Annotated in this window: 18 protein-coding genes; 9 read left to right on the top strand and 9 right to left on the bottom strand. The window is 54.8% G+C overall.

Annotated elements, in window-relative coordinates; translation table 11 throughout:
- Positions 1-61: 61 nt before the first annotated feature.
- The 3 genes from SIK97_RS17365 to pncB form a co-directional block, all read right to left on the bottom strand.
- On the bottom strand, positions 62-1,141 hold the full coding sequence (locus tag SIK97_RS17365) for a porin (RefSeq protein ID WP_032748919.1): 1,080 nt from the start codon (positions 1,139-1,141) through the stop codon (positions 62-64).
- A 590-nt stretch (positions 1,142-1,731) separates the two neighbouring features.
- Positions 1,732-3,132 (bottom strand): asparagine--tRNA ligase, encoded by a 1,401-nt coding sequence (gene asnS / locus SIK97_RS17370; protein WP_057173834.1) that lies wholly within the window; start codon positions 3,130-3,132, stop codon positions 1,732-1,734.
- A 303-nt stretch (positions 3,133-3,435) separates the two neighbouring features.
- On the bottom strand, positions 3,436-4,638 hold the full coding sequence (pncB, locus tag SIK97_RS17375; protein ID WP_057173840.1) for a nicotinate phosphoribosyltransferase: 1,203 nt from the start codon (positions 4,636-4,638) through the stop codon (positions 3,436-3,438).
- A gap of 327 nt (positions 4,639-4,965) precedes the next feature.
- Here pncB and pepN point away from each other — a divergent pair, with 327 nt between their 5' ends.
- Positions 4,966-7,581, top strand: coding sequence for an aminopeptidase N (pepN, locus tag SIK97_RS17380; protein ID WP_057173835.1), 2,616 nt, complete (start codon positions 4,966-4,968; stop codon positions 7,579-7,581).
- Positions 7,582-7,646: 65 nt separating this feature from the next.
- Here the strand turns inward: pepN and ssuB are convergent, their stop codons facing one another.
- From ssuB to ssuE, 3 genes are read right to left on the bottom strand one after another with little or no spacing between them, the layout of a single operon-like run.
- Positions 7,647-8,420 carry an aliphatic sulfonates ABC transporter ATP-binding protein gene (ssuB, locus tag SIK97_RS17385; RefSeq protein WP_014837971.1) on the bottom strand — a complete coding sequence of 258 codons (774 nt, stop codon included), beginning with the start codon at positions 8,418-8,420 and terminating at the stop codon, positions 7,647-7,649.
- Positions 8,417-9,208: an aliphatic sulfonate ABC transporter permease SsuC gene (ssuC, locus tag SIK97_RS17390; RefSeq protein ID WP_004849501.1), complete on the bottom strand. Its 792-nt coding sequence runs from the start codon at positions 9,206-9,208 to the stop codon at positions 8,417-8,419. The genes ssuB and ssuC overlap by 4 nt, the downstream gene beginning before the upstream one ends.
- Before the next feature lie 56 nt (positions 9,209-9,264).
- A complete protein-coding gene (gene ssuE, locus SIK97_RS17395; RefSeq protein WP_009653287.1) occupies positions 9,265-9,840 on the bottom strand; it encodes an NADPH-dependent FMN reductase in 576 nt (191 codons plus the stop codon).
- Positions 9,841-10,088: 248 nt separating this feature from the next.
- Here ssuE and pyrD point away from each other — a divergent pair, with 248 nt between their 5' ends.
- On the top strand, positions 10,089-11,099 hold the full coding sequence (gene pyrD / locus SIK97_RS17400) for a quinone-dependent dihydroorotate dehydrogenase (RefSeq protein ID WP_004130996.1): 1,011 nt from the start codon (positions 10,089-10,091) through the stop codon (positions 11,097-11,099).
- Positions 11,100-11,267: 168 nt separating this feature from the next.
- Positions 11,268-11,810 carry a cell division protein ZapC gene (zapC, locus tag SIK97_RS17405; protein WP_004849504.1) on the top strand — a complete coding sequence of 181 codons (543 nt, stop codon included), beginning with the start codon at positions 11,268-11,270 and terminating at the stop codon, positions 11,808-11,810.
- Here the strand turns inward: zapC and SIK97_RS17410 are convergent.
- On the bottom strand, positions 11,807-12,916 hold the full coding sequence (locus SIK97_RS17410) for a YcbX family protein (protein WP_057173836.1): 1,110 nt from the start codon (positions 12,914-12,916) through the stop codon (positions 11,807-11,809). The genes zapC and SIK97_RS17410 overlap by 4 nt on opposite strands.
- A 98-nt stretch (positions 12,917-13,014) precedes the next feature.
- Between SIK97_RS17410 and rlmKL the strand changes: the two genes are divergently transcribed.
- The 6 genes from rlmKL to rmf all read left to right on the top strand — a co-directional run bounded on the left by rlmKL (position 13,015) and on the right by rmf (position 20,936).
- Positions 13,015-15,120, top strand: a complete 2,106-nt coding sequence (gene rlmKL / locus SIK97_RS17415; RefSeq protein ID WP_057173837.1) for a bifunctional 23S rRNA (guanine(2069)-N(7))-methyltransferase RlmK/23S rRNA (guanine(2445)-N(2))-methyltransferase RlmL — start codon at positions 13,015-13,017, stop codon at positions 15,118-15,120.
- Between the two features lie 12 nt (positions 15,121-15,132).
- The gene (locus SIK97_RS17420; RefSeq protein WP_004849507.1) at positions 15,133-17,040 is read left to right on the top strand and encodes an ABC transporter ATP-binding protein; all 1,908 of its coding nucleotides are present in this window, start codon (positions 15,133-15,135) and stop codon (positions 17,038-17,040) included.
- Positions 17,041-17,054: 14 nt separating this feature from the next.
- Positions 17,055-18,323, top strand: coding sequence for a membrane integrity-associated transporter subunit PqiA (pqiA, locus tag SIK97_RS17425; RefSeq protein ID WP_014228659.1), 1,269 nt, complete (start codon positions 17,055-17,057; stop codon positions 18,321-18,323).
- Positions 18,313-19,950, top strand: a complete 1,638-nt coding sequence (gene pqiB / locus SIK97_RS17430) for an intermembrane transport protein PqiB (RefSeq protein WP_014228660.1) — start codon at positions 18,313-18,315, stop codon at positions 19,948-19,950. Before pqiA ends, pqiB begins: the two co-directional genes overlap by 11 nt.
- Positions 19,950-20,513, top strand: a complete 564-nt coding sequence (gene pqiC / locus SIK97_RS17435) for a membrane integrity-associated transporter subunit PqiC (RefSeq protein WP_004849513.1) — start codon at positions 19,950-19,952, stop codon at positions 20,511-20,513. Before pqiB ends, pqiC begins: the two co-directional genes overlap by 1 nt.
- A gap of 255 nt (positions 20,514-20,768) precedes the next feature.
- Positions 20,769-20,936, top strand: a complete 168-nt coding sequence (gene rmf, locus SIK97_RS17440) for a ribosome modulation factor (protein WP_004100764.1) — start codon at positions 20,769-20,771, stop codon at positions 20,934-20,936.
- Positions 20,937-21,000: 64 nt separating this feature from the next.
- Here the strand turns inward: rmf and fabA are convergent, their stop codons facing one another.
- Both fabA and SIK97_RS17450 read right to left on the bottom strand, forming a co-directional pair.
- Positions 21,001-21,519: a bifunctional 3-hydroxydecanoyl-ACP dehydratase/trans-2-decenoyl-ACP isomerase gene (gene fabA, locus SIK97_RS17445; RefSeq protein ID WP_004849514.1), complete on the bottom strand. Its 519-nt coding sequence runs from the start codon at positions 21,517-21,519 to the stop codon at positions 21,001-21,003.
- 69 nt (positions 21,520-21,588) lie between these two features.
- Positions 21,589-23,346: an AAA family ATPase gene (locus SIK97_RS17450; protein WP_032749746.1), complete on the bottom strand. Its 1,758-nt coding sequence runs from the start codon at positions 23,344-23,346 to the stop codon at positions 21,589-21,591.
- Between the last annotated feature and the right edge of the window lie 180 nt (positions 23,347-23,526).

Below are 23,526 nucleotides of genomic sequence, written 5' to 3' on the forward strand. Positions count from 1 at the left end.
AGCAGAAAAGCAGGACCGAAGTCCTGCTTTTTAGGCATATCACGAAGGGGTGTACTGCAGATTAGAACTGGTAAACGATACCCACTGCGGCCTGGTCGTCGGTCGCAACGCCAGCGGCTTTGGTGTAATCGTTGTCGTTCAGCTGGTTGAATTTATACGCAGCGTAGACGTTCATGTTTTTGTTGAAGTAGTACCAGGTACCCACTTCGACGTATTTAACCAGGTCAGCATCGCCGCCGGAGAAGCCAGCGCGAGAGCGCAGGTCTTTACCTTTAGTCTGTACGTAGCCGATGGACGGACGCAGGCCGAAGTCGAACTGATACTGAACAACGGCTTCGAAGTTCTGAGTTTTGTTAGCGAAGTAGTTGCCTTCGTTTTCCGGCGTCATGTTGTAAGTCTGAGAGTACATGACCGCAGCGTAGACGTTGTTCGCATCATACTTAGCGGAGGTTGCCCATGCTTCAGCTTTATCGCCGTTTTTATCAGCTTTCTGATCGCCAGTACGGCTGGAGTTCGCATAGCCTGCAGACAGCGCAATGCCGTTGTCAAACGCGTAGGTAGCCGCGGTACTGAAGCCGTCGCCGTTTTGTTTCTTCACGTCGCGGTCTTTGTTTTTACCCTGATACTGCAGCGCGAAGCTCAGACCGTCAACCAGACCGAAGAAGTCAGAGTTACGGTAGGTGGCTACGCCGTTGGTACGCGCGGTCATGAAGTTGTCGGTGTAGCTCCAGCCGTCGCCGCCCCATTCAACCAGCATATCGGTTGCCGCTTCAACGTCGTAGATGGCGCCGTAGTTACGACCGTAGTCGAATGAACCGTATTCACCGGCTTTTAAGCCTGCGAAAGCCAGACGAGTTTTGGTGGTCTGTTTACCTTCAACATTGGACGCATCCATGTTGTATTCCCACTGACCGTAGCCGACCAGCTGATCGTTGATCTGGGTTTCGCCTTTCAGGCCGATACGGGCGTAGGTGGTATCATCGCTGCTGGTGTCGCCGTTGGTGGTCCAGACGTGCTCGCCAACCATTTTTCCGTAGAAGTCCAGTTTGTTGCCGTTTTTGTTATAGATTTCTGCAGCGTTAGCTGCACCGGCTACCAGCAGGGCAGGAATTACCGCTGCCAGAATTTTGCGCTTCATCATTATTTATTACCCTCATTTATATTTTTTTATGAACACTTGCCACTGCCGTCAATAAGTTTCGTCAATAAAAATTTACAGAACTATTGATGATAGTTTGGTGTCTGGAGGCATCTTTCCATTCAGAACAACGTTTCGCTAGCCTGAAAATGCTACCAATATCGCATATGAGTAACAAAAGGAAATTCTATGTAACTAAATGTGTATTTTTGGGAACTTTGTGAACTCAATCAACATTCCGCCCCTGTTCGCCGATTAAATCACCTGTCTTTATATATCTATATGAATTAATTATGATTAATTTAGATAAGAGAGGGTTTGTGCATTTTACGTCAGCATTTTGCTTTATTTTTATTCAAATCCTGTCGTTGCAAGTTGTGCTGTGGCTGGTTAAAAAACGAGCAATATAATCAGCATGTTTGCCAATTTATGAACATAAGGTGCGGTTTTAATTAGCGGTCGCTAATGAAATAGTGCGTAACATAATTGTGAATCAGGATGGTTGATGTTTAAGTTTCCTGATATTCGTTAACGTAAATTGACATAAAAAAAGGCCAGCTTGCGCTGGCCCTGGATGAAAATTGCAGAAAAAATCAGAAAGTCGCGTTACGCGGGGTCCGCGGGAACGGAATGACGTCGCGAACGTTCTGCACGCCGGTCACGTAGGCGATAAGGCGCTCAAAGCCCAGACCGAAACCGGAGTGCGGTACGGTGCCGTAACGGCGCAGGTCGCGATACCACCAGTAGTCTTCTTTATTAAGACCCATTTCCGCCATACGCGCGTCAAGCACGTCCAGGCGCTCTTCACGCTGGGAGCCACCGATAATTTCACCGATGCCCGGCGCCAGAACGTCCATTGCGGCGACGGTTTTACCATCTTCGTTAAGGCGCATATAGAACGCCTTGATGTCTTTCGGGTAGTTTTTCACCACCACCGGAGCTTTAAAGTGCTCTTCCGCCAGATAGCGTTCGTGCTCGGAGGAGAGATCCACGCCCCAGTAGACCGGGTTTTCGAACGACTTACCGCAGTTTTCCAGAATGGTGACCGCGTCAGTGTAATCAACCTGGGCAAAATCAGCGGAAACGAAACGCTGCAGGCGGTCGATAGCGTCTTTATCAACGCGTTCGGCAAAGAACTGCATGTCGTCTGCGCGCTCTTCGAGAACGGCTTTGAAGACGTACTTCAGCATCGCTTCCGCCAGACCTGCCACATCGTTCAGGTTAGCAAAGGCGACTTCCGGCTCCAGCATCCAGAACTCCGCCAGGTGACGGCTGGTGTTGGAGTTTTCCGCACGGAAGGTCGGGCCAAAGGTGTAGATTTTGGACAGCGCGCAGGCGTAGGTCTCGCCGTTCAGCTGGCCGGAAACGGTCAGGAACGACTCTTTGCCGAAGAAGTCTTTATCGAAATCGACTTTGCCCTGTTGGTTGCGCGGCAGGTTTTCCAGATCCAGCGTTGACACACGGAACATCTCGCCGGCGCCTTCAGTGTCGGAAGCGGTAATCAGCGGAGTCGAAACCCAGAAGAAGCCCTGCTCGTCGAAGAAACGGTGCAGCGCCTGCGCCAGGGTATGGCGAACGCGCGCCACCGCGCCAATCAGGTTGGTGCGCGGGCGCAGGTGGGCAACTTCACGCAGGTACTCGATGCTATGGCGTTTAGCCGCCATCGGATAAGTATCCGGATCTTCCACCCAGCCGCTGACTTCCACGTGGCTGGCCTGGATTTCAAAGCTCTGGCCCTGGCCCTGAGATGCCACGACTTTACCTGTCACCACGACCGAGCAGCCGGTGGTCAGGCGCAGCACTTCCTGATTGTAATTGGGAAGAGAATTACTAATAACGGCCTGTACAGGATCAAAGCAGGAACCGTCATAGACGGCGAGGAAAGAAAAGCCAGCTTTAGAATCTCGGCGGGTACGCACCCATCCGCGCACGGTGACTTCGCTGTCAACGGCAACGCGGCCCTGGAGTACGTCGGCTACAGGCACAACGCTCATAATAGTCTCTCTTGTTAGTCCAATAGAAAAATCTGTATTCCCCTGCAACAGGGGGATATCTATGTTACCTGTCATCTTCCATCAGACAAGTAGATTTCGCACAAGAAAGGGGGGTTTTAGGAAATAAATAAGGAGATAGCCTACTTTGCTGCGTGAGAGCCTGATATTCAGAGAGATTCGTTCAGCGCGATGATCCCATGCAGGGCGAACGGGGTTCTTAATGCCTGATAACGTCCCGGGGTGATAAGCGGAGGCGAATAAAAACGCGCCCGTTTTGGCGGACGCATTTTGTCTTTATATGACCTAGCTGGCTTTTTTAACCGGCGGTAGATCGAAGGCTTTGCGCAGCGCGCGGACGAAAGCTTTATCGTGACAAATCGTTTTACCCGGGCTATCCGAAAGTTTCGCCACCGGTTTACCGTTGCACTCCACCAGCTTGATAACAATATTGAGCGGCTTCACCTGGGGAATATCGCAGGTTAAACGCGTGCCGATACCGAAGCTCAGATTCACCCACGATGAGAAGTGGCGATAGAGATCAACCGCTTTCGTCAGGTCGAGATTGTCGGAAAATACCAGCACTTTGCTCAGCGGGTCGATGCCCAGCTTTTTGTAGTGGGCGATAGCCTTCTCGCCCCATTCCACCGGGTCGCCGGAGTCGTGGCGCAGCCCCTGATAGCGGGTCGCGAACTCCGGCCCGAAATCGCGCAGAAAAGCGTCCATCGTAATGCAGTCGGTCAGCGCAATCCCCAGCCGATCGGGATACTCTTCCAGCCAGGCAGCGAGAGCCGCGCGCTGGCTGCTCGCCAGGTTCGGGCTGATCTGCTGATGCGCCTGGAACCATTCGTGAGCCTGGGTCCCCATTGGGGTCAAATTCAAACGCCGCGCCAGATCGTAATTGCTGGTACCGGTGAACCAGGATTCTTGCTGAAGACGCTGAACAATCGCCTGCTGCACCTCGCGGGAGAAGCGGCGGCGGGTACCGAAATCCATCAGGCGGAAGCCCGACATATCGATATCAGCAGTGAGGCGGTTAAAGTCAGTCAGCTTATGCTCAAGGGTGTCCAGCGCGAGATCGACGCTGATTTCCGGCGAGCGATAGCGATGTACCAGCTCGCTTATCACCGCCAGCAGCGGAACTTCCCACATAATAACTTCAAGCCAGGGGCCGGAAAGGCGAATATTCAACTTGCCGTTGTCATTGATGACCGTGACCTGGCGCGGGTCGTAGCGGAAGCCGCGTAGCCACTCGAGATAGTCTGGCGCAAAGAAGGGCAGGCTCGACAACCAGTGATATTCATCGTCCTGCAGTCTCAGGTCGCGCATCGTCTCAACCTGCTCGCGAATCGCATCGGCGTAGATGCCGAGCAGATCGTCCCCGCGGCAGCGGAACTCCGCCGCAACCTGTACATCATTGTAGCGGTGGAAGACAGCCTGCTGCATGTGCAGCTTGTAGGCATCCGTATCAAGCAACGAGTGCAGTACAGGAGAAGTGAATTGGGTCATGGTGCGCAGTAGCATCCTCTCACTGGAGCGTTTCCATCAAAACCAAAGCGGTAAAAGGAGGCGGAGTATACCTGTAATACCCGACGCTGTCCCGCGGTGACGGCTGATGGCGACGCTGACGGTCATTTGCGAGGCCTAGTTTAATATATTGAACACGCATCACACCACAAGCTTTGCGCCTGGTCGAGCGCATTTCGTGCCTCTTGTGTTATCAAAATGTAGCAATTTTCATGTTTAGCATTGAAAAGATGAAGATTCTGCATAGCGAGATTTGCGCAACAGGAATAGACTGAGTCGACACTTTACAGGACACGCTAAAGGTTTTTTATGACACAACAGCCCCAAGCCAAATACCGCCACGACTACCGTGAGCCGGAGTATCTGATTAGCGATATCGATTTGACCTTTGACCTGGATGCCGCGAAAACCGTTGTGACGGCTGAGAGCAAGGTCTCCCGCCATGCGGCTACGTCTGATGTGCCATTGCGTCTGGATGGCGAAGACCTGACGTTGGTCTCTCTGCGGATTGATGGTCAGCCGTGGAGCGACTACAAGGAAGAAAATAACCAGCTGGTGATTAGCGGGTTGCCGGAACATTTCACTCTGACCATCGTCAATGAAATCAGCCCGGCGGCGAATACCGCGCTGGAAGGGCTATATCAGTCCGGCGAAGCGCTGTGTACCCAGTGCGAGGCGGAAGGCTTCCGCCACATTACCTGGTATCCGGACCGCCCGGACGTTCTGGCGCGCTTCACCACCAAAATCATCGCCGATAAAGCAAAATACCCGTTTCTGCTCTCCAACGGTAACCGCGTGGCCCAGGGCGAGCTGGAAAATGGCCGTCACTGGATCCAGTGGCAGGACCCGTTCCCAAAACCGTGCTACCTGTTTGCGCTGGTGGCCGGTGATTTTGACGTCCTGCGCGATACCTTCAAAACCCGTTCGGGGCGTGAAGTGGCGCTGGAGCTCTACGTTGACCGCGGTAACCTTGACCGCGCGCCGTGGGCGATGACCTCGCTGCAAAATTCCATGAAGTGGGACGAAACCCGCTTTGGTCTCGAGTACGACCTCGACATCTATATGATTGTCGCCGTCGACTTCTTCAACATGGGCGCCATGGAGAACAAAGGCCTTAACGTCTTTAACTCCAAATACGTACTGGCGCGTACCGATACCGCGACCGATAAAGATTACCTGGATATCGAGCGCGTGATTGGTCATGAATATTTCCATAACTGGACCGGCAATCGCGTGACCTGCCGCGACTGGTTCCAGCTCAGCCTGAAAGAGGGGCTGACCGTTTTCCGCGATCAGGAATTCAGCTCCGACCTCGGCTCGCGCGCGGTGAACCGCATTAATAACGTACGCACCATGCGCGGCCTGCAGTTTGCCGAAGACGCCAGCCCGATGGCGCATCCGATTCGCCCGGATAGCGTGATCGAGATGAACAACTTCTATACCCTGACGGTGTATGAGAAGGGAGCGGAAGTGATCCGCATGCTGCATACCCTGCTGGGCGAAGAAAATTTCCAGAAAGGCATGCAGCTCTATTTTGAGCGCCACGACGGCAGCGCCGCGACCTGCGACGACTTTGTCCAGGCGATGGAAGACGCTTCCAACGTCGATCTGTCCCACTTCCGCCGCTGGTATAGCCAGTCCGGTACGCCGATTGTCACCGTCCATGATGACTACAACCCGGAAACGGAGCAGTACACGCTGACCATCAGCCAGCGCACGCCGCCGACCGCTGAGCAGGCGGAGAAGCTGCCGCTGCATATTCCGTTCGACATCGAGCTGTACGATAACGAAGGCAAGGTAATCCCGATGCAGAAGGGCGGTCACCCGGTGCATCACGTGCTGAACGTCACCCAGGCGGAGCAGACTTTTGTTTTCGACAACGTTTACTTCCAGCCGGTCCCGGCGCTGCTTTGCGAGTTTTCCGCGCCGGTGAAGCTGGAGTACAAATGGAGCGATCAGCAGCTGACCTTCCTGATGCGCCACGCGCGGAATGATTTCTCCCGCTGGGACGCGGCGCAGAGCCTGCTGGCGACCTATATCAAACTCAACGTCAACCGTCACCAGCAGGGGCAGCCGCTGTCTCTGCCGATTCACGTCGCCGATGCGTTCCGCGCGATTCTGCTGGATGAGAAGATCGATCCAGCGCTGGCGGCGGAGATCCTGACGCTGCCTTCAGCGAATGAAATGGCGGAGCTGTTTGCGATTATCGATCCGCTTGCCATCGCGGCGGTGCGCGAAGCGCTGACCCGCACGCTGGCGAAAGAGCTGGCTGACGAGTTCCTGGCGGTTTATAACGCCAACAAGCTCGACGGCTACCGCGTTGAGCATGCCGATATCGGTAAGCGTTCTCTGCGTAATACCTGCCTGCGCTACCTGGCGTTTGGCGATACCGAGCTGGCGGATAAACTGATTAGCGCGCAGTATCACCATGCGGACAATATGACCGACGCGCTGGCGGCGCTGGCCGCAGCCGTAGCGGCCCAGCTGCCGTGCCGCGATGCGCTGATGCAGGAGTATGACGACAAGTGGCACCAGGACGGACTGGTCATGGATAAATGGTTTATCCTGCAGTCCACCAGCCCGGCGGATAACGTCCTGGAGACGGTTCGCGGCCTGTTGCATCATCGCTCGTTCAGCATGGGTAACCCGAACCGCGTCCGTTCTCTGATCGGCGCCTTTGCCGGCAGCAACCCGGCGGCGTTCCATGCAGAAGACGGCAGCGGCTATCAGTTCCTGGTCGAGATGCTGACTGAGCTGAACAGCCGCAACCCGCAGGTGGCTTCGCGTCTGATTGAGCCGCTGATTCGTCTGAAACGCTATGACGAGAAACGTCAGGCGCTGATGCGCGGGGCGCTGGAGCAGCTGAAGGGTCTGGAGAATCTTTCCGGGGATCTGTTCGAGAAAATCAGTAAAGCGCTGGCGTAACGCCAGCGCGAGTCCAAACCTGTAGCCCCGCTAAGCGCAGCGCGAGCGGGGGAACGTCGCAGTCGTTAACCGTGGCTCACTAAGCGTGGCGAGGATTCGTTCTTGCCGCGCTGCATCACCCGATTCAGTACTTCCGCTTCCAGTTCGGCCAGCTTCGCTGAACCCGTGCGTCGCGGACGGGGAATGTCCACCAGCAGATCCAGCCCTATCTTCCCCTCTTCAATCAGCAAAACGCGATCGGCCATCGCCACCGCCTCGCTGACGTCGTGGGTGACCAGCAGAACGGTAAATCCGTGCTCCTGCCACAGCGAGACAATCAGATCCTGCATCTCCAGGCGAGTGAGGGCGTCCAGCGCGCCCAGCGGTTCATCAAGCAGTAATAATCCGGGGCGATGAATTAACGCGCGAGCCAGCGCCACGCGCTGCTTTTGCCCGCCGGAAAGCGCCGCGGGCCATTCACCGGCGCGGTCTTCAAGGCCGACGCTCGCCAGCGCCTTGAGCGCCGCCTCGCGCCACTGCCCCTTCAGCCCGAGGCCGACATTGTCGATCACCGTTTTCCACGGCAGCAGGCGGGAATCCTGGAACATCATCCGGGTATCCTCCTGGATTTGCGCCAGCGGCGTCGAACCCGCCAGCAGCTGCCCGGCGTTGGGTTTTTCCAGCCCGGCGAGCAGCCGCAGCAGGGTGCTTTTACCGCCGCCGCTGCGTCCGACCACCGCGACAAATTGCCCGGTGGGAATATGCAGATCGAGTTCATTCAGAATCGTTTTGCTGCCGTAACGCTTGCTTACGCCGTTTAGCAGTAGCGGGATCCCCGGATTAAGACGCGCGGTTGTCATGCGTTGGCCTCCTGAAGGTGGTAAGCCGGATTCCAGCGCAGCCAGACGCGTTCAAGAAGCTGTGCGCTGAAGTCGGCCAGTTTGCCGAGAATAGCGTAAAGAATAATGGCGACGACCACGACATCGGTCTGCAGAAATTCGCGGGCATTCATCGCCAGATAGCCGATACCGGCGTTAGCCGAGATGGTTTCAGCCACGATCAGCGTTAACCACATCAGGCCGAGCGCAAACCGGATGCCGACCATAATGGAGGGCAGGGCGCCCGGCAGGATCACGTGACGGAACAGAGCAAAACCCGATAAGCCATAGCTGCGGGCCATCTCCACCAGACCCCGGTCAATGTTTCGAATACCGTGCCAGGTGTTGATATAAATCGGGAACATCGTCCCCAGCGCCACGAGGAAAATTTTGGCGCTTTCATCGATGCCGAACCATAAAATCACCAGCGGAATCAGCGCGAGGTGCGGTACGTTGCGCAGCATCTGAATGGAGGTGTCCAGCAGGCGTTCGCCCCAGCGCGACAGGCCGCTGATAAGCCCGAGAACCAGGCCAATGGAACCGCCGATGCTGAAACCAATAAGCGCCCGCCATGAACTGATGGCCAGATGTTGCCAAAGCTCGCCGCTGGCGGAGAGCGTCCAGAAGGCTTTGAGCACCCCTTCCGGTGACGGCAAAATACGGGTAGAGAGCCAACCAACGGAAGAGGCGAATTGCCATACAATCACGCTGCCAACCGGCAAAAGCCAGGGGGCTATGCGGATCAGGAGTTTTTGCGAAAGCGTCGCCATACAGTGTTCCTTTATTCTTTAGCGTTTTGCCTGGTGATGGGCATCAACGCTGAACTTTAAACGTGCTCAACCCGCTGTAAGGTTTTCAGCGCCGGCGCGCGGCTGCTGGGGCGATGCAGCGCCTGCCAGAAGGTTTCCAGCGCCTGGTCGAGGCGGCCCTGCAGATTCGGGGTAAACTGCGGTTTATGCTGATAATCCGTGACCTGGCTATCGTCAGCGAAAACGCCGTGGAGGATCTCCTGGGCTTTCAGCGCGTTGAGTACTGGTTTTAAGGCGTAATCCACCGCCAGCATATGGGCGATGGTTCCGCCGGTAGCCAGCGGCAGAACGATTTTGCCCTCCAGCGCGCGCTCCGGCAGCAGGTCCAGAAGCGTCTTTAACGCGCCGGAAAAAGAGGCCTTATAGACCGGCGTCGCGATGATCAGCCCATCGGCGCCGGCAAGCTGTTCATTTAACGCATGGAGGGCTGGGTTATCAAAGCGAGCGTAGAGCAGGTCTTCCGGAGCGAAATTCTGCAGATGCCAGTGGCAGACCTCGATATCCGCCGCCGAAAGCGTCTCTCTGGCGTATTCCAGAAGCGCGCTGGAGCGGGAAGGGTAGCGCGGGCTGCCCGCAAGTGTGATGACTCGCATACTCTCTCCTTATAACTAAATATTTGCATTTATCTATAATTGATAACATTTAGCCGCAGTGTGACAGAGCGCTTTTATTTCCCTAAATGATTTATCCGGCGTTGGATTGTCAGAAAGTGCATAACGAGCGGGAGAAAAGTAAACGTTTGCGTCGGAGGTAAGATTTTTTGTCGTAGGTCAATTCCCTTTCCGGGGTGGATCGCACATAATACGCCCCCGGTTTGCACACCGGGAATCCAGGAGAGTTCATGTACTACCCCTTCGTTCGTAAAGCCCTTTTTCAGCTCGATCCTGAGCGCGCTCATGAAGTCACTTTTCAACAATTACGCCGTGTTTCGGGTACCCCGCTGGAAATGTTGGTTCGCCAGAAGGTACCGACAAAGCCGGTAACCTGTATGGGGCTCACATTTAAGAACCCGCTGGGCCTGGCTGCCGGGCTGGATAAGAACGGCGAGTGCATTGATGCCCTCGGGGCGATGGGTTTTGGTTCCATTGAAATTGGTACCGTGACGCCGCGTCCACAGCCGGGCAACGATAAGCCAAGGATCTTCCGCCTGGTCGATGCCGAAGGTTTGATCAACCGCATGGGCTTTAATAACCACGGTGTTGATAACCTCGTGGAGAACGTAAAAAAGGCGCATTTTGACGGTATTCTGGGTATTAATATTGGCAAGAATAAAGATACGCCGGTAGAACAAGGCAAAGATGATTATCTGATTTGTATGGAAAAAATCTATGCTTATGCCGGCTATATCGCCATTAATATCTCCTCGCCGAATACCCCAGGCTTGCGTACTTTACAATACGGAGATGCGCTGGACGATTTGCTTTCTGGTATTAAAAATAAGCAACGCGAGCTACAAGAGAAACATCAAAAATATGTTCCTGTGGCCGTAAAGATCGCTCCGGATCTTTCCGTCGAAGAATTGATCCAGGTAGCGGACAGTTTAGTCCGGCATAATATAGATGGCGTCATTGCCACCAATACCACTCTGGATCGATCGCTGGTGCAGGGGATGAAACATTGTGATGAAACCGGTGGCCTTAGCGGACGTCCATTGCAGCTGAAGAGTACGGAAATTATCCGCATGCTGTCTGCGGAATTAAATGGCCGCCTGCCAATTATCGGAGTCGGCGGTATTGACTCGGTGATTGCCGCCCGGGAAAAGATAGCCGCCGGAGCGACGCTGGTGCAGATTTATTCCGGATTTATTTTTAAAGGCCCGCCGCTGATTAAAGAAATTGTTACCCATATCTAATCTTTTCCCCCTCTGATACTCCACCAGGGCTTTATTTATAGCCCTGGTTGTTTTATATTCCTTCATTGTTGCTTATTTAGACATTTTAGTCTTTTCTTAATTTTTGAAATATTCTGTAGCAGTTTACCTGTTTATTACAGACGGAAGTGGAAGAGGACGGGGGTAGAAATGCGGATCAAACCTGACGATAACTGGCGCTGGTATTACGATGAAGAGCATGACCGCATGATGCTCGATCTGGCTAATGGTATGTTATTCAGATCGCGTTTTGCTCGCCGTATGTTGACGCCCGACGCCTTCGCGCCTTCCGGATTTTGCGTTGATGACGCAGCGCTCTATTTTTCATTTGAAGAAAAGTGCCGCGATCTTGAATTATCAAAAGAACAGCGCGCTGAATTAGTACTCAATGCGCTGGTCGCTATTCGTTTTCTCAAGCCGCAAATGCCGAAAAGCTGGCATTTCAACACGCATGAAGAGAGCTGGCAGCCCGGCGTTGGCGATGCCGCCAGCGCATGGCTCAGCGATACCGGCCAGCAGGTGAATCTGCTGGTGGTTGAGCCCGGAGAAAACGCCGCGCTGTGCCTGTTAGCCCAGCCCGGTCTGACGCTTGCCGGGCGGGTGATGCAGCTCGGCGACGTGATTAAAATTATGAACGACAGGCTGCAGCCAGCGCCAGGCGTCGCCAGCTACAGCCTGGGTCAGGCGGTTTAAGGCGCCAGCCTCACCGCGGTTTTCGGCACGCAGCTACAGCATAAAATGGTGCCATCTGCGGCGACCGCGTTTTTCTTCAGCGCGCTGACTTCTCCTTCTTCCAGCCGGATGCGGCAGCTGCCGCAAATCCCAGCCCGGCAGGAGTAAGGAATACGAATTCCCTGTTGTTCCAGCTGCTCCAGCAAGATTTGCTGATTATTACCGGTAAAACTCACTCCCTGCCACGCTATTTCCACCGTCGCGTTCTGCTGCGCTTCAGGTGCCGGCGTAGTATCACTCTCGCCTGCGCCGTAGGCCTTCGCCGGCCCGCGTGCCAGAACTTCTAACGCATCGCCCACGCGGATTACGCCGCTATTTCGCGCGATCAGGTTCTGGCCAAAATCGACATCGCCGTTATCCAGAGCCGTGCGGAAACGCTGCAGCGTGCTTAAGGGCTCCCCGGAAGGATGCTTTTGCCCGCGCTCCGGGCTGACGGTGGTCAATACGCAGCGGCTGCACGGTTTGACGACATCAAAAATGACCTCGCCAATGCGCACCACTTTCCACGTATCTTCTTCCCAGGCGGCCGCGCCGGTCACCAGCAGATTTGGGCGAAATTGTTCTATGCTTACGCTGGCCGGACAGCGATTTTGCAAATCGCGCAGCGAGGCCTCATTGGCCAGCAGATAGGGAAAACCGTCGGCAAAAGAGAGGGGGACGGCATCGTGACGTTTTACCCTGCGGCTAAGCGCTGGCCCCAGCCAGCGGAGCTGAACGCTGCGGTTGAAGAACCCGCTTAGCCACTGGTTCACTCGGTCCGGGGCAATCAGGGCGGTAAAATAGTTGCCCCAGACTTCGGTCGGCTCCTGCTGTACGGAGAAATCGCTGAAGCGCACCATCGCGCTGCTGCCGTCCGGCGCGGTCAGATGCAGACCATCATGGAGCGGCGCGGGAATAAATTTGACCATTTGCGGAAACTGACGGGCGGTAATGAAGGTGCCATCGGTTTCCGTCACCATAAATATACGATCGAAGGCCAGCCCGCTGCTGTCTGCATAAGCGTGGCTGAGCCCCATTCCCCGCATCGATTTGACGGGATGAATGAAAAGTCGCGAAAGGGTTACCATACGCTGCCCCTGGCTTTAAAAATAAGCCTTTAACTTTATGACATGAGGCGCATATTGGCTATAATGCGCACCAATTTTCTTTTAGTAAAAGTGACGATATGAATTCTCTGTTTGCCAGTACGGCTCGTGGGCTGGAAGAGCTGTTAAAAACTGAACTGGAAGGGCTGGGCGCGGTGGACTGCCAGTTGGTCCAGGGCGGGGTCCATTTTCAGGGAGATACGCGGCTGCTGTATCAAAGCCTGATGTGGAGCCGGCTGGCTTCGCGGATTATGCTGCCGCTGGGGCAGTGCAGCGTATATAGCGACCTGGATCTGTACCTTGGCGTACAGGCCATTCCATGGACGGAGATTTTCACTCAGGATGCCACTTTTGCCGTGCACTTTAGCGGGCTGAACGAAGAGATCCGCAACAGCCAGTACGGGGCGTTGAAGGTGAAAGACGCCATCGTCGACAGCTTTACGCGTAAGAATCTGCCGCGTCCCAACGTCGATCGCGAAAATCCCGAACTGCGTATTAACGTCTGGCTGAATAAAGAGACCGCGCATATCTCCCTGGATCTTAGCGGCGAGGGGCTGCACCTGCGCGGCTACCGCGACGGTACCGGTATGGCGCCAATCAAAGAAAACCTGGCTGCGGCGATAGTGATGCGTTCCGGCTGGGCTGCCGGCACGCCGCTGCTCGATCCCATGTGCGGTTCCGGTACGCTGCTGATTGAAGCGGCGATGCTTGCTACCGATCGTGCGCCGGGTTTACACCGCGGCCATTGGGGTTTCGGCGGCTGGGCGCAGCATGACGATGCTATCTGGAAAGAGGTGAAGTCCGAAGCGCAAACCCGCGCCCGTCAGGGGCTGGCGGCGTATGAGTCGCGCTTTTACGGTTCCGACGTTGACGCCCGCGTCATCGAACGCGCGCAGCGCAACGCCCGCCGCGCCGGTATTGGCGAACTGATTACCTTCGAAGTGAAAGACGTTGCCCAGCTTAGTAACCCACTGCCGAAGGGCCCTTACGGCACGGTGATAAGCAACCCGCCGTACGGCGAGCGTCTGGAGAGTGAACCGGCGCTGATTGCCCTGCATAGCCTGCTGGGGCGGATCATGAAAAATCAGTTTGGCGGCTGGAACCTGTCGCTGTTTAGCGCCTCGCCGGATCTGCTGAGCTGCCTGCAGCTGCGCGCTGATAAGCAGTTTAAAGCGAAAAATGGACCGCTCGACTGCGTCCAGAAGAACTATCATCTTGCAGAAAACGAAGGCGGCAAAACCGCGATGCTGGCGGAAGATTTCGCCAACCGTCTGCGTAAGAACCTGAAAAAATATGAGAAGTGGGCGCGTCAGGAAGGCATTGAATGCTATCGCCTGTATGATGCCGACCTCCCGGAGTACAACGTCGCTATCGACCGCTACGCCGACTGGGTGGTGGTGCAGGAGTATGCGCCGCCGAAAACCGTTGACGCGCACAAGGCTCGCCAGCGCCTGTTTGATATTATCGCCGCCACCATTGCCGTACTGGGGATTGCGCCGAACAAGCTGGTGCTGAAAACCCGCGAACGGCAGAAAGGGAAAAACCAGTATCAGAAAATGGGTGAAAAAGGTGAGTTCATTGAGGTGCAGGAGTATAACGCACGTCTGTGGGTAAACCTGACCGACTACCTGGATACCGGGCTGTTCCTCGACCACCGTATTGCTCGCCGCATGCTGGGCCAGATGAGCAAAGGCAAAGATTTCCTCAACCTTTTCTCCTACACCGGTAGCGCCAGCGTCCACGCCGGCCTTGGCGGCGCGCGTTCCACGACGACGGTCGATATGTCCCGTACCTATCTTGAATGGGCTGAACGTAACCTGCGCCTCAATGGCTTAACCGGCCGCGCGCATCGCCTGATGCAGGCTGATGTGTTGGGCTGGCTGCGGGAGACCACCGAACAGTTTGATCTGATCTTTATCGATCCGCCAACCTTCTCCAACTCCAAGCGTATGGATGATGCGTTTGACGTTCAGCGCGACCATTTGCGCCTGATGACCGATTTAAAACGTCTGCTGCGTAAAGGCGGCACGATTATGTTCTCGAACAACAAACGCGGTTTCCGTATGGATCATGACGGGCTGGCGCAGCTGGGCCTGAAGGCGCAGGAGATTACGCAAAAAACGCTGTCTCAGGATTTTGCCCGCAACCGTCAGATTCACAACTGCTGGCTGATTACCGCAGCCTGAAAGGAATAAAGAATGTCTTTAATTAGTATGCACGGCGCCTGGCTCTCTTTCAGCGATGCGCCGCTGCTGGATAATGCTGAACTGCATATCGAAGATAACGAACGCGTCTGCCTGGTAGGGCGCAACGGTGCGGGTAAATCGACCCTGATGAAGATCCTCAATCGTGAACAGGGTCTTGATGACGGGCGCATTATCTATGAACTGGATCTGGTTGTGGCGCGTCTACAGCAGGATCCGCCGCGTAATGTTACCGGAACCGTCTATGACTTTGTGGCGGAAGGTATTGCTGAACAAGCGGCATACCTCAAGGGTTATCACGATGTTTCGCAGCTGGTGATGACCGACCCGAGCGACAAGAATCTGAACGAACTGGCGCGCCTTCAGGAACAACTGGATAATTTAGGGCTGTGGCAGCTCGATAGCCGCATTAATGAAGTGCTGGAACAGCTGAATCTGGATCCTAACGCCGAGCTTTCCTCGCTGTCCGGCGGCTGGCTGCGTAAAGCGGCCCTCGGCCGCGCGCTGGTCAGCGGGCCGCGCGTGCTGCTGCTCGATGAACCGACCAACCACCTCGATATTGAAACTATCGACTGGCTGGAAGGTTTCCTGAAGATGTTCAAAGGCACCATTATTTTTATTTCGCACGACCGTTCCTTTATTCGCAACATGGCGACGCGAATTGTCGATCTCGATCGCGGTAAGCTGGTGACCTATCCGGGGAACTACGATCAATATCTGCTGGATAAAGAAGAAGCGCTGCGCGTGGAAGAGTTACAGAACGCGGAGTTCGATCGCAAGCTGGCGCAGGAAGAAGTGTGGATCCGTCAGGGGATCAAAGCGCGTCGCACCCGTAACGAAGGGCGCGTGCGGGCGTTGAAAGCCATGCGCCGCGAGCGCGGTGAGCGCCGTGAAGTGATGGGCAGCGCGAAGATGCAGGTGGAAGAGGCCGCGCGTTCGGGCAAGATTGTGTTCGAAATGGAGAACGTCAACTACCAGGTTGATGGCAAGGTGCTGGTTAAAGACTTCACCGCCCAAATCCAGCGCGGTGACAAAATTGCGCTGATTGGCCCGAACGGCTGCGGCAAAACTACGCTGCTGAAGCTGATGCTCGGTCAGCTGCAGGCGGATAGCGGACGTATTCATGTGGGTACCAAGCTGGAAGTGGCTTACTTCGACCAGCACCGCGCGGAACTTGATCCGGATAAAACGGTGATGGACAACCTCGCGGAAGGTAAACAGGAAGTGATGGTGAACGGCAAGCCGCGCCACGTCCTGGGCTATCTGCAGGACTTTATGTTCCATCCGAAACGCGCGATGACGCCGGTGCGGGCACTGTCGGGCGGGGAGCGTAACCGCCTGCTGCTGGCGCGCCTGTTCCTCAAGCCCAGCAACCTGTTGATACTCGATGAACCGACAAACGATCTGGATGTCGAAACCCTGGAGCTGCTGGAAGAGCTTGTCGACGGTTATCAGGGAACCGTGATGCTGGTTAGCCACGACCGTCAGTTTGTGGATAACACGGTAACGGAGTGTTGGATCTTCGAAGGCGCGGGGCAAATTGGCCAATACGTGGGCGGCTATCATGACGCACGCGGTCAGCAGGCGCAGTATCTGGCGAAAAAACAGCCGGTTTCTAAAAAGACAGTTGAAGTTGCTCAACCGAAAGCAGAAAGTGTCAAACGCGCTGCCAGCAAACTAAGCTATAACCTGCAGCGCGAGCTGGAACAGCTGCCGCAAAAACTGGAAGAACTGGAAGCCCAGCTGCAGAATTTGCAGGAGCAGGTTGCCGACCCTTCTTTCTTTGGTCAGTCGCATGACCATACGCAGCAGGTGCTCGCACAGCTGAGTGAAGCGGAGCAGGCGCTGGAAACCGCCTTCGAACGCTGGGAATATCTCGAAGGTTTAAAAAACGGCGCATAAGCTGAGGAGTTTTCATGTGCGATCATCATCATGCTGCGCGGCATATCCTGTGTCGACAATGTGATCTGCTGGTGGCTTTGCCGCAGCTGGAGCATCGCCAGAAAGCTACGTGTCCGCGTTGCGGAACGACATTGACAACGTCATGGGACGCGCCCCGGCAGCGTCCCACAGCCTACGCGCTGGTCGCGTTGTTCATGCTGCTGCTGGCCAATCTGTTCCCCTTCATCTATATGAAGGTTGGAGGGATCAGCAGCGAAATCGAGCTGCTGGAAATTCCGAACGTGCTGTTTAGCGAGGATTACGCCAGCCTCGGTACCTTCTTTTTACTTTTCGTCCAGCTGGTGCCGGCTTTCTGCCTGGTCACCATACTGCTGCTGGTCAATCGGGTGAGCATGCCTTCCGGGCTAAAGGCGTTTCTGGCGCGGATCCTGTTTCACCTTAAAACCTGGGGGATGGCGGAAATCTTTCTCGCCGGGGTGCTGGTCAGTTTCGTTAAGCTGATGGCCTACGGCGATATCGGCATCGGCCTGAGCTTCGTTCCCTGGTGTATGTTCTGCCTGTTACAGCTGAGGACGTTCCAGTGCGTGGATCGCCGCTGGTTATGGGATGATATTGCACCAATGCCGGCGATTACACAGCCGCTGAAAGTCGGCGTCTCCGGCCTGCGTCAGGGGCTACGCTCGTGCTCATGCTGCACGGCGGTTTTGCCCGTCGATGAGGCCGTTTGTCCGCGCTGTCGGACAAGGGGAACCGCCCGGCGTAAAAACAGCCTGCAGTGGACGCTTGCGCTGTTGGTGACTTCGCTGATCCTCTATATGCCCGCCAATATTCTGCCAATCATGATTACCGACCTGCTGGGCGATAAAATGCCTTCCACGATTATGGCGGGGGTGATCCTGCTGTGGAGCGAAGGATCGTATCCGGTGGCGATGGTGATCTTTATTGCCAGTATTATGGTGCCGACGTTAAAAATGATCGCCATTGGCTGGCTATGCTGGAACGCCAGCGGCAAGGGAGCGCGCGACTCGGAGCGCATGCATCTGATTTATGAAGTCGTCGAGTTTGTTGGCCGCTGGTCAATGATTGATGTGTTTGTTATCGCAGTCCTCTCCGCTCTGGTTCGCATCGGTGGATTAATGAATATCTATCCGGCGATAGGAGCAGTGATGTTTGCGCTGGTCGTAGTAATGACAATGTTTTCGGCCATGACCTTTGACCCGCGTTTATTGTGGGATCGTGAGCCAGATTCAAGCCATGAGGAAAGACTGCAGCATGGAAAATAAGAGCGGAGAAGCGAAAGTGCAAAAGGTGAAGAACTGGTCACCGGTGTGGATCTTCCCGATAGTCACGGCGCTGATTGGCGCATGGATTCTCTTTTATCACTATAGCCACCAGGGGCCGGAAGTGACCCTGATAACCACTAACGCAGAAGGTATTGAAGGGGGCAAAACCCGGATAAAAAGCCGCAGCGTTGACGTCGGCGTGATTGAAAGCGCGACGCTGACGGACGACCTGACCCACGTGGAGATTAAAGCGCGGCTGAATTCAGGTATGGAAAAACTGCTGCATCAGGATTCGGTTTTTTGGGTGGTTAAACCGCAGGTCGGCCGTGAAGGGATTAGCGGTCTGGGAACGCTGTTATCCGGCGCCTATATCGAACTGCAGCCGGGAAGCAAAGGCTCTGTTCCTGCGCAGTATCCGCTGCTGGATTCACCGCCGCTGGCCTCCCCTGATGCTAAAGGTATTCGCATTCTGCTGGAAAGCAGCAAAGCGGGGCAGCTTTCACCCGGCGATCCGGTGCTTTTCCGCGGCTACCGCGTAGGTTCAGTTGAAACCAGCACCTTCGATGCGCAAAAACGCAATATTACCTATCAGCTGTTTATTAGCGCGCCTAACGATCGGCTGGTCACCAATAACGTGCGCTTCTGGAAAGATAGCGGTATTGCGGTGGATCTGACTGCTGCGGGTATGCGCGTTGAGATGGGATCGCTGTCGACGCTGTTTGGCGGCGGCGTCAGCTTTGATATTCCCGAAGGGCTACCGTTAGGTGAACCGGTGGCGAATAAAACAGAATATCATCTGTTTGACGATCAACGCAGCATCCAGGATTCGGTGTTTACCCAGCATATTGACTACGTGATGTTCTTTAAAGATTCGATTCGCGGTTTGCAGCCCGGCGCGCCGGTTGAATTCCGCGGTATCCGTCTGGGGACCGTCGGCAAGGTGCCGTTCTTTATCCCAGGCCTGAAGCAGAACATCAACGACGATTACCGTATCCCGGTAGAAGTACGGATTGAACCGGAACGTCTGATCAATCAGTTAGGCGCCGATCCTGACATTCGTAAGCATATCGATGATCTAATGAATCGCGGGCTGCGCGGTTCGCTTAAAACCGGAAACCTGGTCACCGGGGCGCTGTATATCGATCTCGACTTCTACCCGAAAGCCCCTCCGCGCGGCAAGATGCAGGAGTTTGGCGGTTATCCGATTATTCCAACCGTGAGCGGTGGCCTGGCGCAGATCCAGCAGCGCCTGATGGACGCGCTGGATAAAATTAACAATCTGCCAATTAACCCGCTGCTGGAGCAGGCAACCAGTACGCTGGCGCAAAGTGAAAAAACGATGCAGCACGTACAGGCGACGCTGGACAGTCTGAACAAGATAACGTCAAGTCAGTCGATGCAGCAGCTACCGGGCGATATGCAGAATACGTTGCGCGAGCTTAATCGTAGTATGCAGGGCTTCCAGCCGGGATCTGCGGCATACAATAAGATGGTTGCGGATATGCAGCGTCTCGATCAGGTTCTTCGTGAACTGCAGCCGGTACTGAAAACGCTCAATGATAAGAGCAATGCGCTGGTATTTGAGGCGAAGGATAAAAAAGATCCGCAGCCGAAGGGAGCGAAATAATGAAGAAATGGCTAATAGCGGCGGCGGTATGCGCGCTGACGGCATGCAGCAGCGGCGGTGAGAGTAAAACTTACTATCAGCTTCCCGTGGCGCAGGGTGGCGCGCAAAGCGCCGCCCACCAAAGCAAAAACTTGCTTTGGGTCGAGCAGGTGAGCATTCCGGATTATCTTGCCGGTAACGGGGTGGTCTACCAGACCACCGATGTTCAGTATGTGATTGCGAATAACAATTTGTGGGCGAGCCCGCTCGATCAGCAGCTGAAAACGACGCTGGTGGCGAACCTTAGCAACCAGCTTCCGGGTTGGGTGGTTGCCTCTCAACCGCTGGGGAGCGAGCAGGATACGCTGAACGTGTCCGTCAGCGGTTTTCACGGCCGTTACGATGGCCGGGTCATCGTTAGCGGCGAGTGGCTGCTGAAGCATCAGGGGCAGCTGATTAAGCGGCCGTTCCATATTGAGCTTAAGCAACAAGAGGATGGTTACGACGCGATGGTGAAAACGCTCGCGCAGGCCTGGACCCAGGAAGCGACGGCGATTGCCAGCGAGATTAACCGCTTGCCATAAGTAAAATTAATAAGAATAAAAGCCGCTGCGACAGTGAAAATCGCAGCGGCTTTTTTATTTGTCTCATCAGTTTGTTACTTGTGCTGGTTCACAGTTTTTGTACAAACGAAGTTTCATGTAGCTCACAAATATGACAATGGCGTGAATTTTGCGCATTGACGCTATCCCCGATTCGCGGTATTCGTTAACCGTGGTTGCGTATTTAGTGACCATTGTTTTCTTTTCCACCAGATCAAAGTATGAGGGAAACGAGGCATGAAGAGACAAAAACGAGATCGCCTGGAGCGGGCACATCAGCGTGGGTACCAGGCCGGTATTACCGGAAGGTCTAAGGAAATGTGTCCTTACCAGACCTTAAACCAAAGGTCTTATTGGCTAGGAGGCTGGCGAGAGGCCATGGAGGACAGGGTACAAATTGCCTGACTGTCTCTTTAAAAAGAAGCCTCCGCTGCGCGGGGGCTTCGCCTTTTCTAACGCGTGATGTTTATCAGAACGCGGAAGTGTCCTGGAACAGGCCCACTTTCAGATCGGTTGCGGTGTAAATCAAACGACCGTCAACCAGCACTTCTCCATCCGCCAGCCCCATAATCAAACGACGGTTTATCACGCGTTTGAAGTGAATACGGTAGGTCACTTTCTTCGCCGTTGGCAGTATCTGACCGGTGAGCTTCACTTCGCCCACGCCTAATGCACGTCCTTTACCTTCGCCGCCTAACCAGCCCAGGTAGAAGCCAACCAGCTGCCACATGGCATCCAGGCCCAGACAGCCCGGCATCACCGGGTCACCAATGAAATGGCAACCGAAGAACCACAGGTCCGGGTTAATATCGAGTTCTGCCTCAACATAACCTTTGTCATAGTTACCACCGGTTTCGGTCATTTTGATGACGCGGTCCATCATCAGCATACTTGGCGCCGGCAGCTGTGGGCCTTTGGCGCCAAAGAGTTCACCACGACCAGAGGCAAGAAGGTCTTCTTTTGTATAGGATTCGCGTTTATCTACCATGTTTTCAGTAAGCCTTATTTTGAGTTCGGGACGCAGGATAGCTAACACGTGTACGCTGAACAAGTCCGATCAGTTCGAACCTGAACCGCCTAACCAGCGTAGCGGCCACGGAAAGCGATGACGACTCTCTTGCTGTGTCGCCTGCGCAATTCGTTCCTGAATGGTTTGCCGTAACGTTTGTCCTTCGCCGTCCCAGAGTAGCTGGGTCAGAATGGGCAGCGCTTCCGTCACGTCATCGACTGCCCAGATAAAGAACTGCTCATCCGCAACGGCCTGTTGCAGTTCCTGCGCCAGGCTCAGGTGACGAACGTTGGCGGAGGGAATGATGACTCCCTGTTTACCGGTCAGCCCACGCTGCTGGCAAATAGCAAAGAAGCCCTCAATTTTCTCGTTAAGCCCGCCAACCGGCTGTACGCGACCAAACTGATCGACAGAACCGGTAATGGCGATGCTCTGATTAATCGGCACATTGGCCAGCGAGCTGATCAGCGCGCACAGTTCGGCCATGGAGGCGCTATCGCCATCCACTTCGCTGTAGGACTGCTCGAAGGTCAGGGAGGCGGTGAAGGGGAGCTGTTGTTCGAGCTCCAGCTCGGACATCAGAAACGCCTGCATGATCATCATGCCTTTTGCATGAATGTTGCCACCGAGCTCGGCCTTACGCTCAACGTCAATAAATTCGCCGTCGCCGATATGTACGACGCAGCTAATACGTGAAGGCTCGCCAAACGCACGCGGATGGCCCGGAAACTCAATGACGGAGAGTGCGTTGATTTGTCCGACGCATTCGCCTTCGGTCTCGATCAGGATTTGCTCCTGCAGTATTTCATCCTGGATGCGTTCAGCAAGGTAGCCTTCGCGCCACAAACGACGCTCCAGCATGGTTTGCATCTCTTCAGCGCTAATCTCTTCACCTTCACAGAACGCGGCGGCTTCGCGAAGCTGGCGAGCAATCCAGAGCACGCACAGCGGCAAGGTTTCCTGATCGCCTGTATAACGCGCACCTTCCTGGATCAGCAGCGGCCAGGCGTTAGCTGACAGCCCCGGGAGCTCGAGCAGCTGAGCATTTTGCCAGACCCACTGGCACCACTGCTTCAGCGTATCGGCGTCAGCGATTTGCAGATTATCTTCATATTCGCTGTAGATAGCCTGCGCAGAAAGCTCGGGTTCCATCTCCTGAAAATCAGCAAGAGATTCCCGCTCGCCGACCAGGATAACTTTCAAACTCAGGGGCATAGAGGGAATGCTGACCGGAAGAGGGCGAGACTCATCGAATGATAACCAGTCAAAACGCTGGCGGGTTACCATATTTTTCAGCCGCATCCACAGCAGGGGCTGTGCCAGTAATGCACGGAGGGAGAGAATTAATACCCCGCCGTTAGCGCGATGGACCAGACCGGGTTGTAACGTGATTTCACCATTAAACTGGCGCACGCAGCCAAAAAGCTGCTCTGCTTCGATCCAGTCCGCAGCTTCAACCGGCGCAACGCTGGCGAAATTATCTTCAGCCGTTTGCGCCGGGGAGAGCGAGATTTTTCCGCCATCAACCTGATAGCGAACGCCACAGAGCGTTTGTGCCGGTTGGTGTAAAGTACGGGTTTCGTTAGCCAGCCACTGCAGGTACTCCGGCTCTTCCGGAATTTTAACCAGCATAAACGGCGAAATGGCTGGAGTGACCAGGAGCTGCTCCAGGCCATAGAAGAGTCGGGGTTGCAGTTCGCCTGAGAGCGATGTCTCTGCGTGAGCTAAGTCGGCTTGTGCAAACAGCGCCTGATAACTTTCCGTATCAGGAGCGAGGTCGTTTCGGGTAAGTTTCGTAATGGTCAAAGTCGCTGTTTTTTAGTCAGATGTAAAACGCGCGATTATACATTATGCGGCGTCCGAGCACACGAGGGATTGCGATTGTCGCGGTGATAACGAATCTACCAACATCACGAAAGATCATTTATTCTCAGCACATCAGGAAAAAACTGATATCCTGAAATGAGTTACACGGTCACATTGAGA

This window comes from Klebsiella sp. JN_Kp126 (genome assembly GCF_033843325.1).
Lineage (GTDB): Bacteria > Pseudomonadota > Gammaproteobacteria > Enterobacterales > Enterobacteriaceae > Klebsiella > Klebsiella michiganensis.

Excerpts from the sequence above, each read along its gene's own strand:
- SIK97_RS17365 (WP_032748919.1), bottom strand. The coding sequence starts at position 1,141 with ATGATGAAGCGCAAAATTCTGGCAGCGGTAATTCCTGCCCTGCTGGTA.
- asnS (WP_057173834.1), bottom strand. The coding sequence starts at position 3,132 with ATGAGCGTTGTGCCTGTAGCCGACGTACTCCAGGGCCGCGTTGCCGTT.
- pncB (WP_057173840.1), bottom strand. The coding sequence starts at position 4,638 with ATGACCCAATTCACTTCTCCTGTACTGCACTCGTTGCTTGATACGGAT.
- pepN (WP_057173835.1), top strand. The coding sequence starts at position 4,966 with ATGACACAACAGCCCCAAGCCAAATACCGCCACGACTACCGTGAGCCG.
- ssuB (WP_014837971.1), bottom strand. The coding sequence starts at position 8,420 with ATGACAACCGCGCGTCTTAATCCGGGGATCCCGCTACTGCTAAACGGC.
- ssuC (WP_004849501.1), bottom strand. The coding sequence starts at position 9,208 with ATGGCGACGCTTTCGCAAAAACTCCTGATCCGCATAGCCCCCTGGCTT.
- ssuE (WP_009653287.1), bottom strand. The coding sequence starts at position 9,840 with ATGCGAGTCATCACACTTGCGGGCAGCCCGCGCTACCCTTCCCGCTCC.
- pyrD (WP_004130996.1), top strand. The coding sequence starts at position 10,089 with ATGTACTACCCCTTCGTTCGTAAAGCCCTTTTTCAGCTCGATCCTGAG.
- zapC (WP_004849504.1), top strand. The coding sequence starts at position 11,268 with ATGCGGATCAAACCTGACGATAACTGGCGCTGGTATTACGATGAAGAG.
- SIK97_RS17410 (WP_057173836.1), bottom strand. The coding sequence starts at position 12,916 with ATGGTAACCCTTTCGCGACTTTTCATTCATCCCGTCAAATCGATGCGG.
- rlmKL (WP_057173837.1), top strand. The coding sequence starts at position 13,015 with ATGAATTCTCTGTTTGCCAGTACGGCTCGTGGGCTGGAAGAGCTGTTA.
- SIK97_RS17420 (WP_004849507.1), top strand. The coding sequence starts at position 15,133 with ATGTCTTTAATTAGTATGCACGGCGCCTGGCTCTCTTTCAGCGATGCG.
- pqiA (WP_014228659.1), top strand. The coding sequence starts at position 17,055 with ATGTGCGATCATCATCATGCTGCGCGGCATATCCTGTGTCGACAATGT.
- pqiB (WP_014228660.1), top strand. The coding sequence starts at position 18,313 with ATGGAAAATAAGAGCGGAGAAGCGAAAGTGCAAAAGGTGAAGAACTGG.
- pqiC (WP_004849513.1), top strand. The coding sequence starts at position 19,950 with ATGAAGAAATGGCTAATAGCGGCGGCGGTATGCGCGCTGACGGCATGC.
- rmf (WP_004100764.1), top strand. The coding sequence starts at position 20,769 with ATGAAGAGACAAAAACGAGATCGCCTGGAGCGGGCACATCAGCGTGGG.
- fabA (WP_004849514.1), bottom strand. The coding sequence starts at position 21,519 with ATGGTAGATAAACGCGAATCCTATACAAAAGAAGACCTTCTTGCCTCT.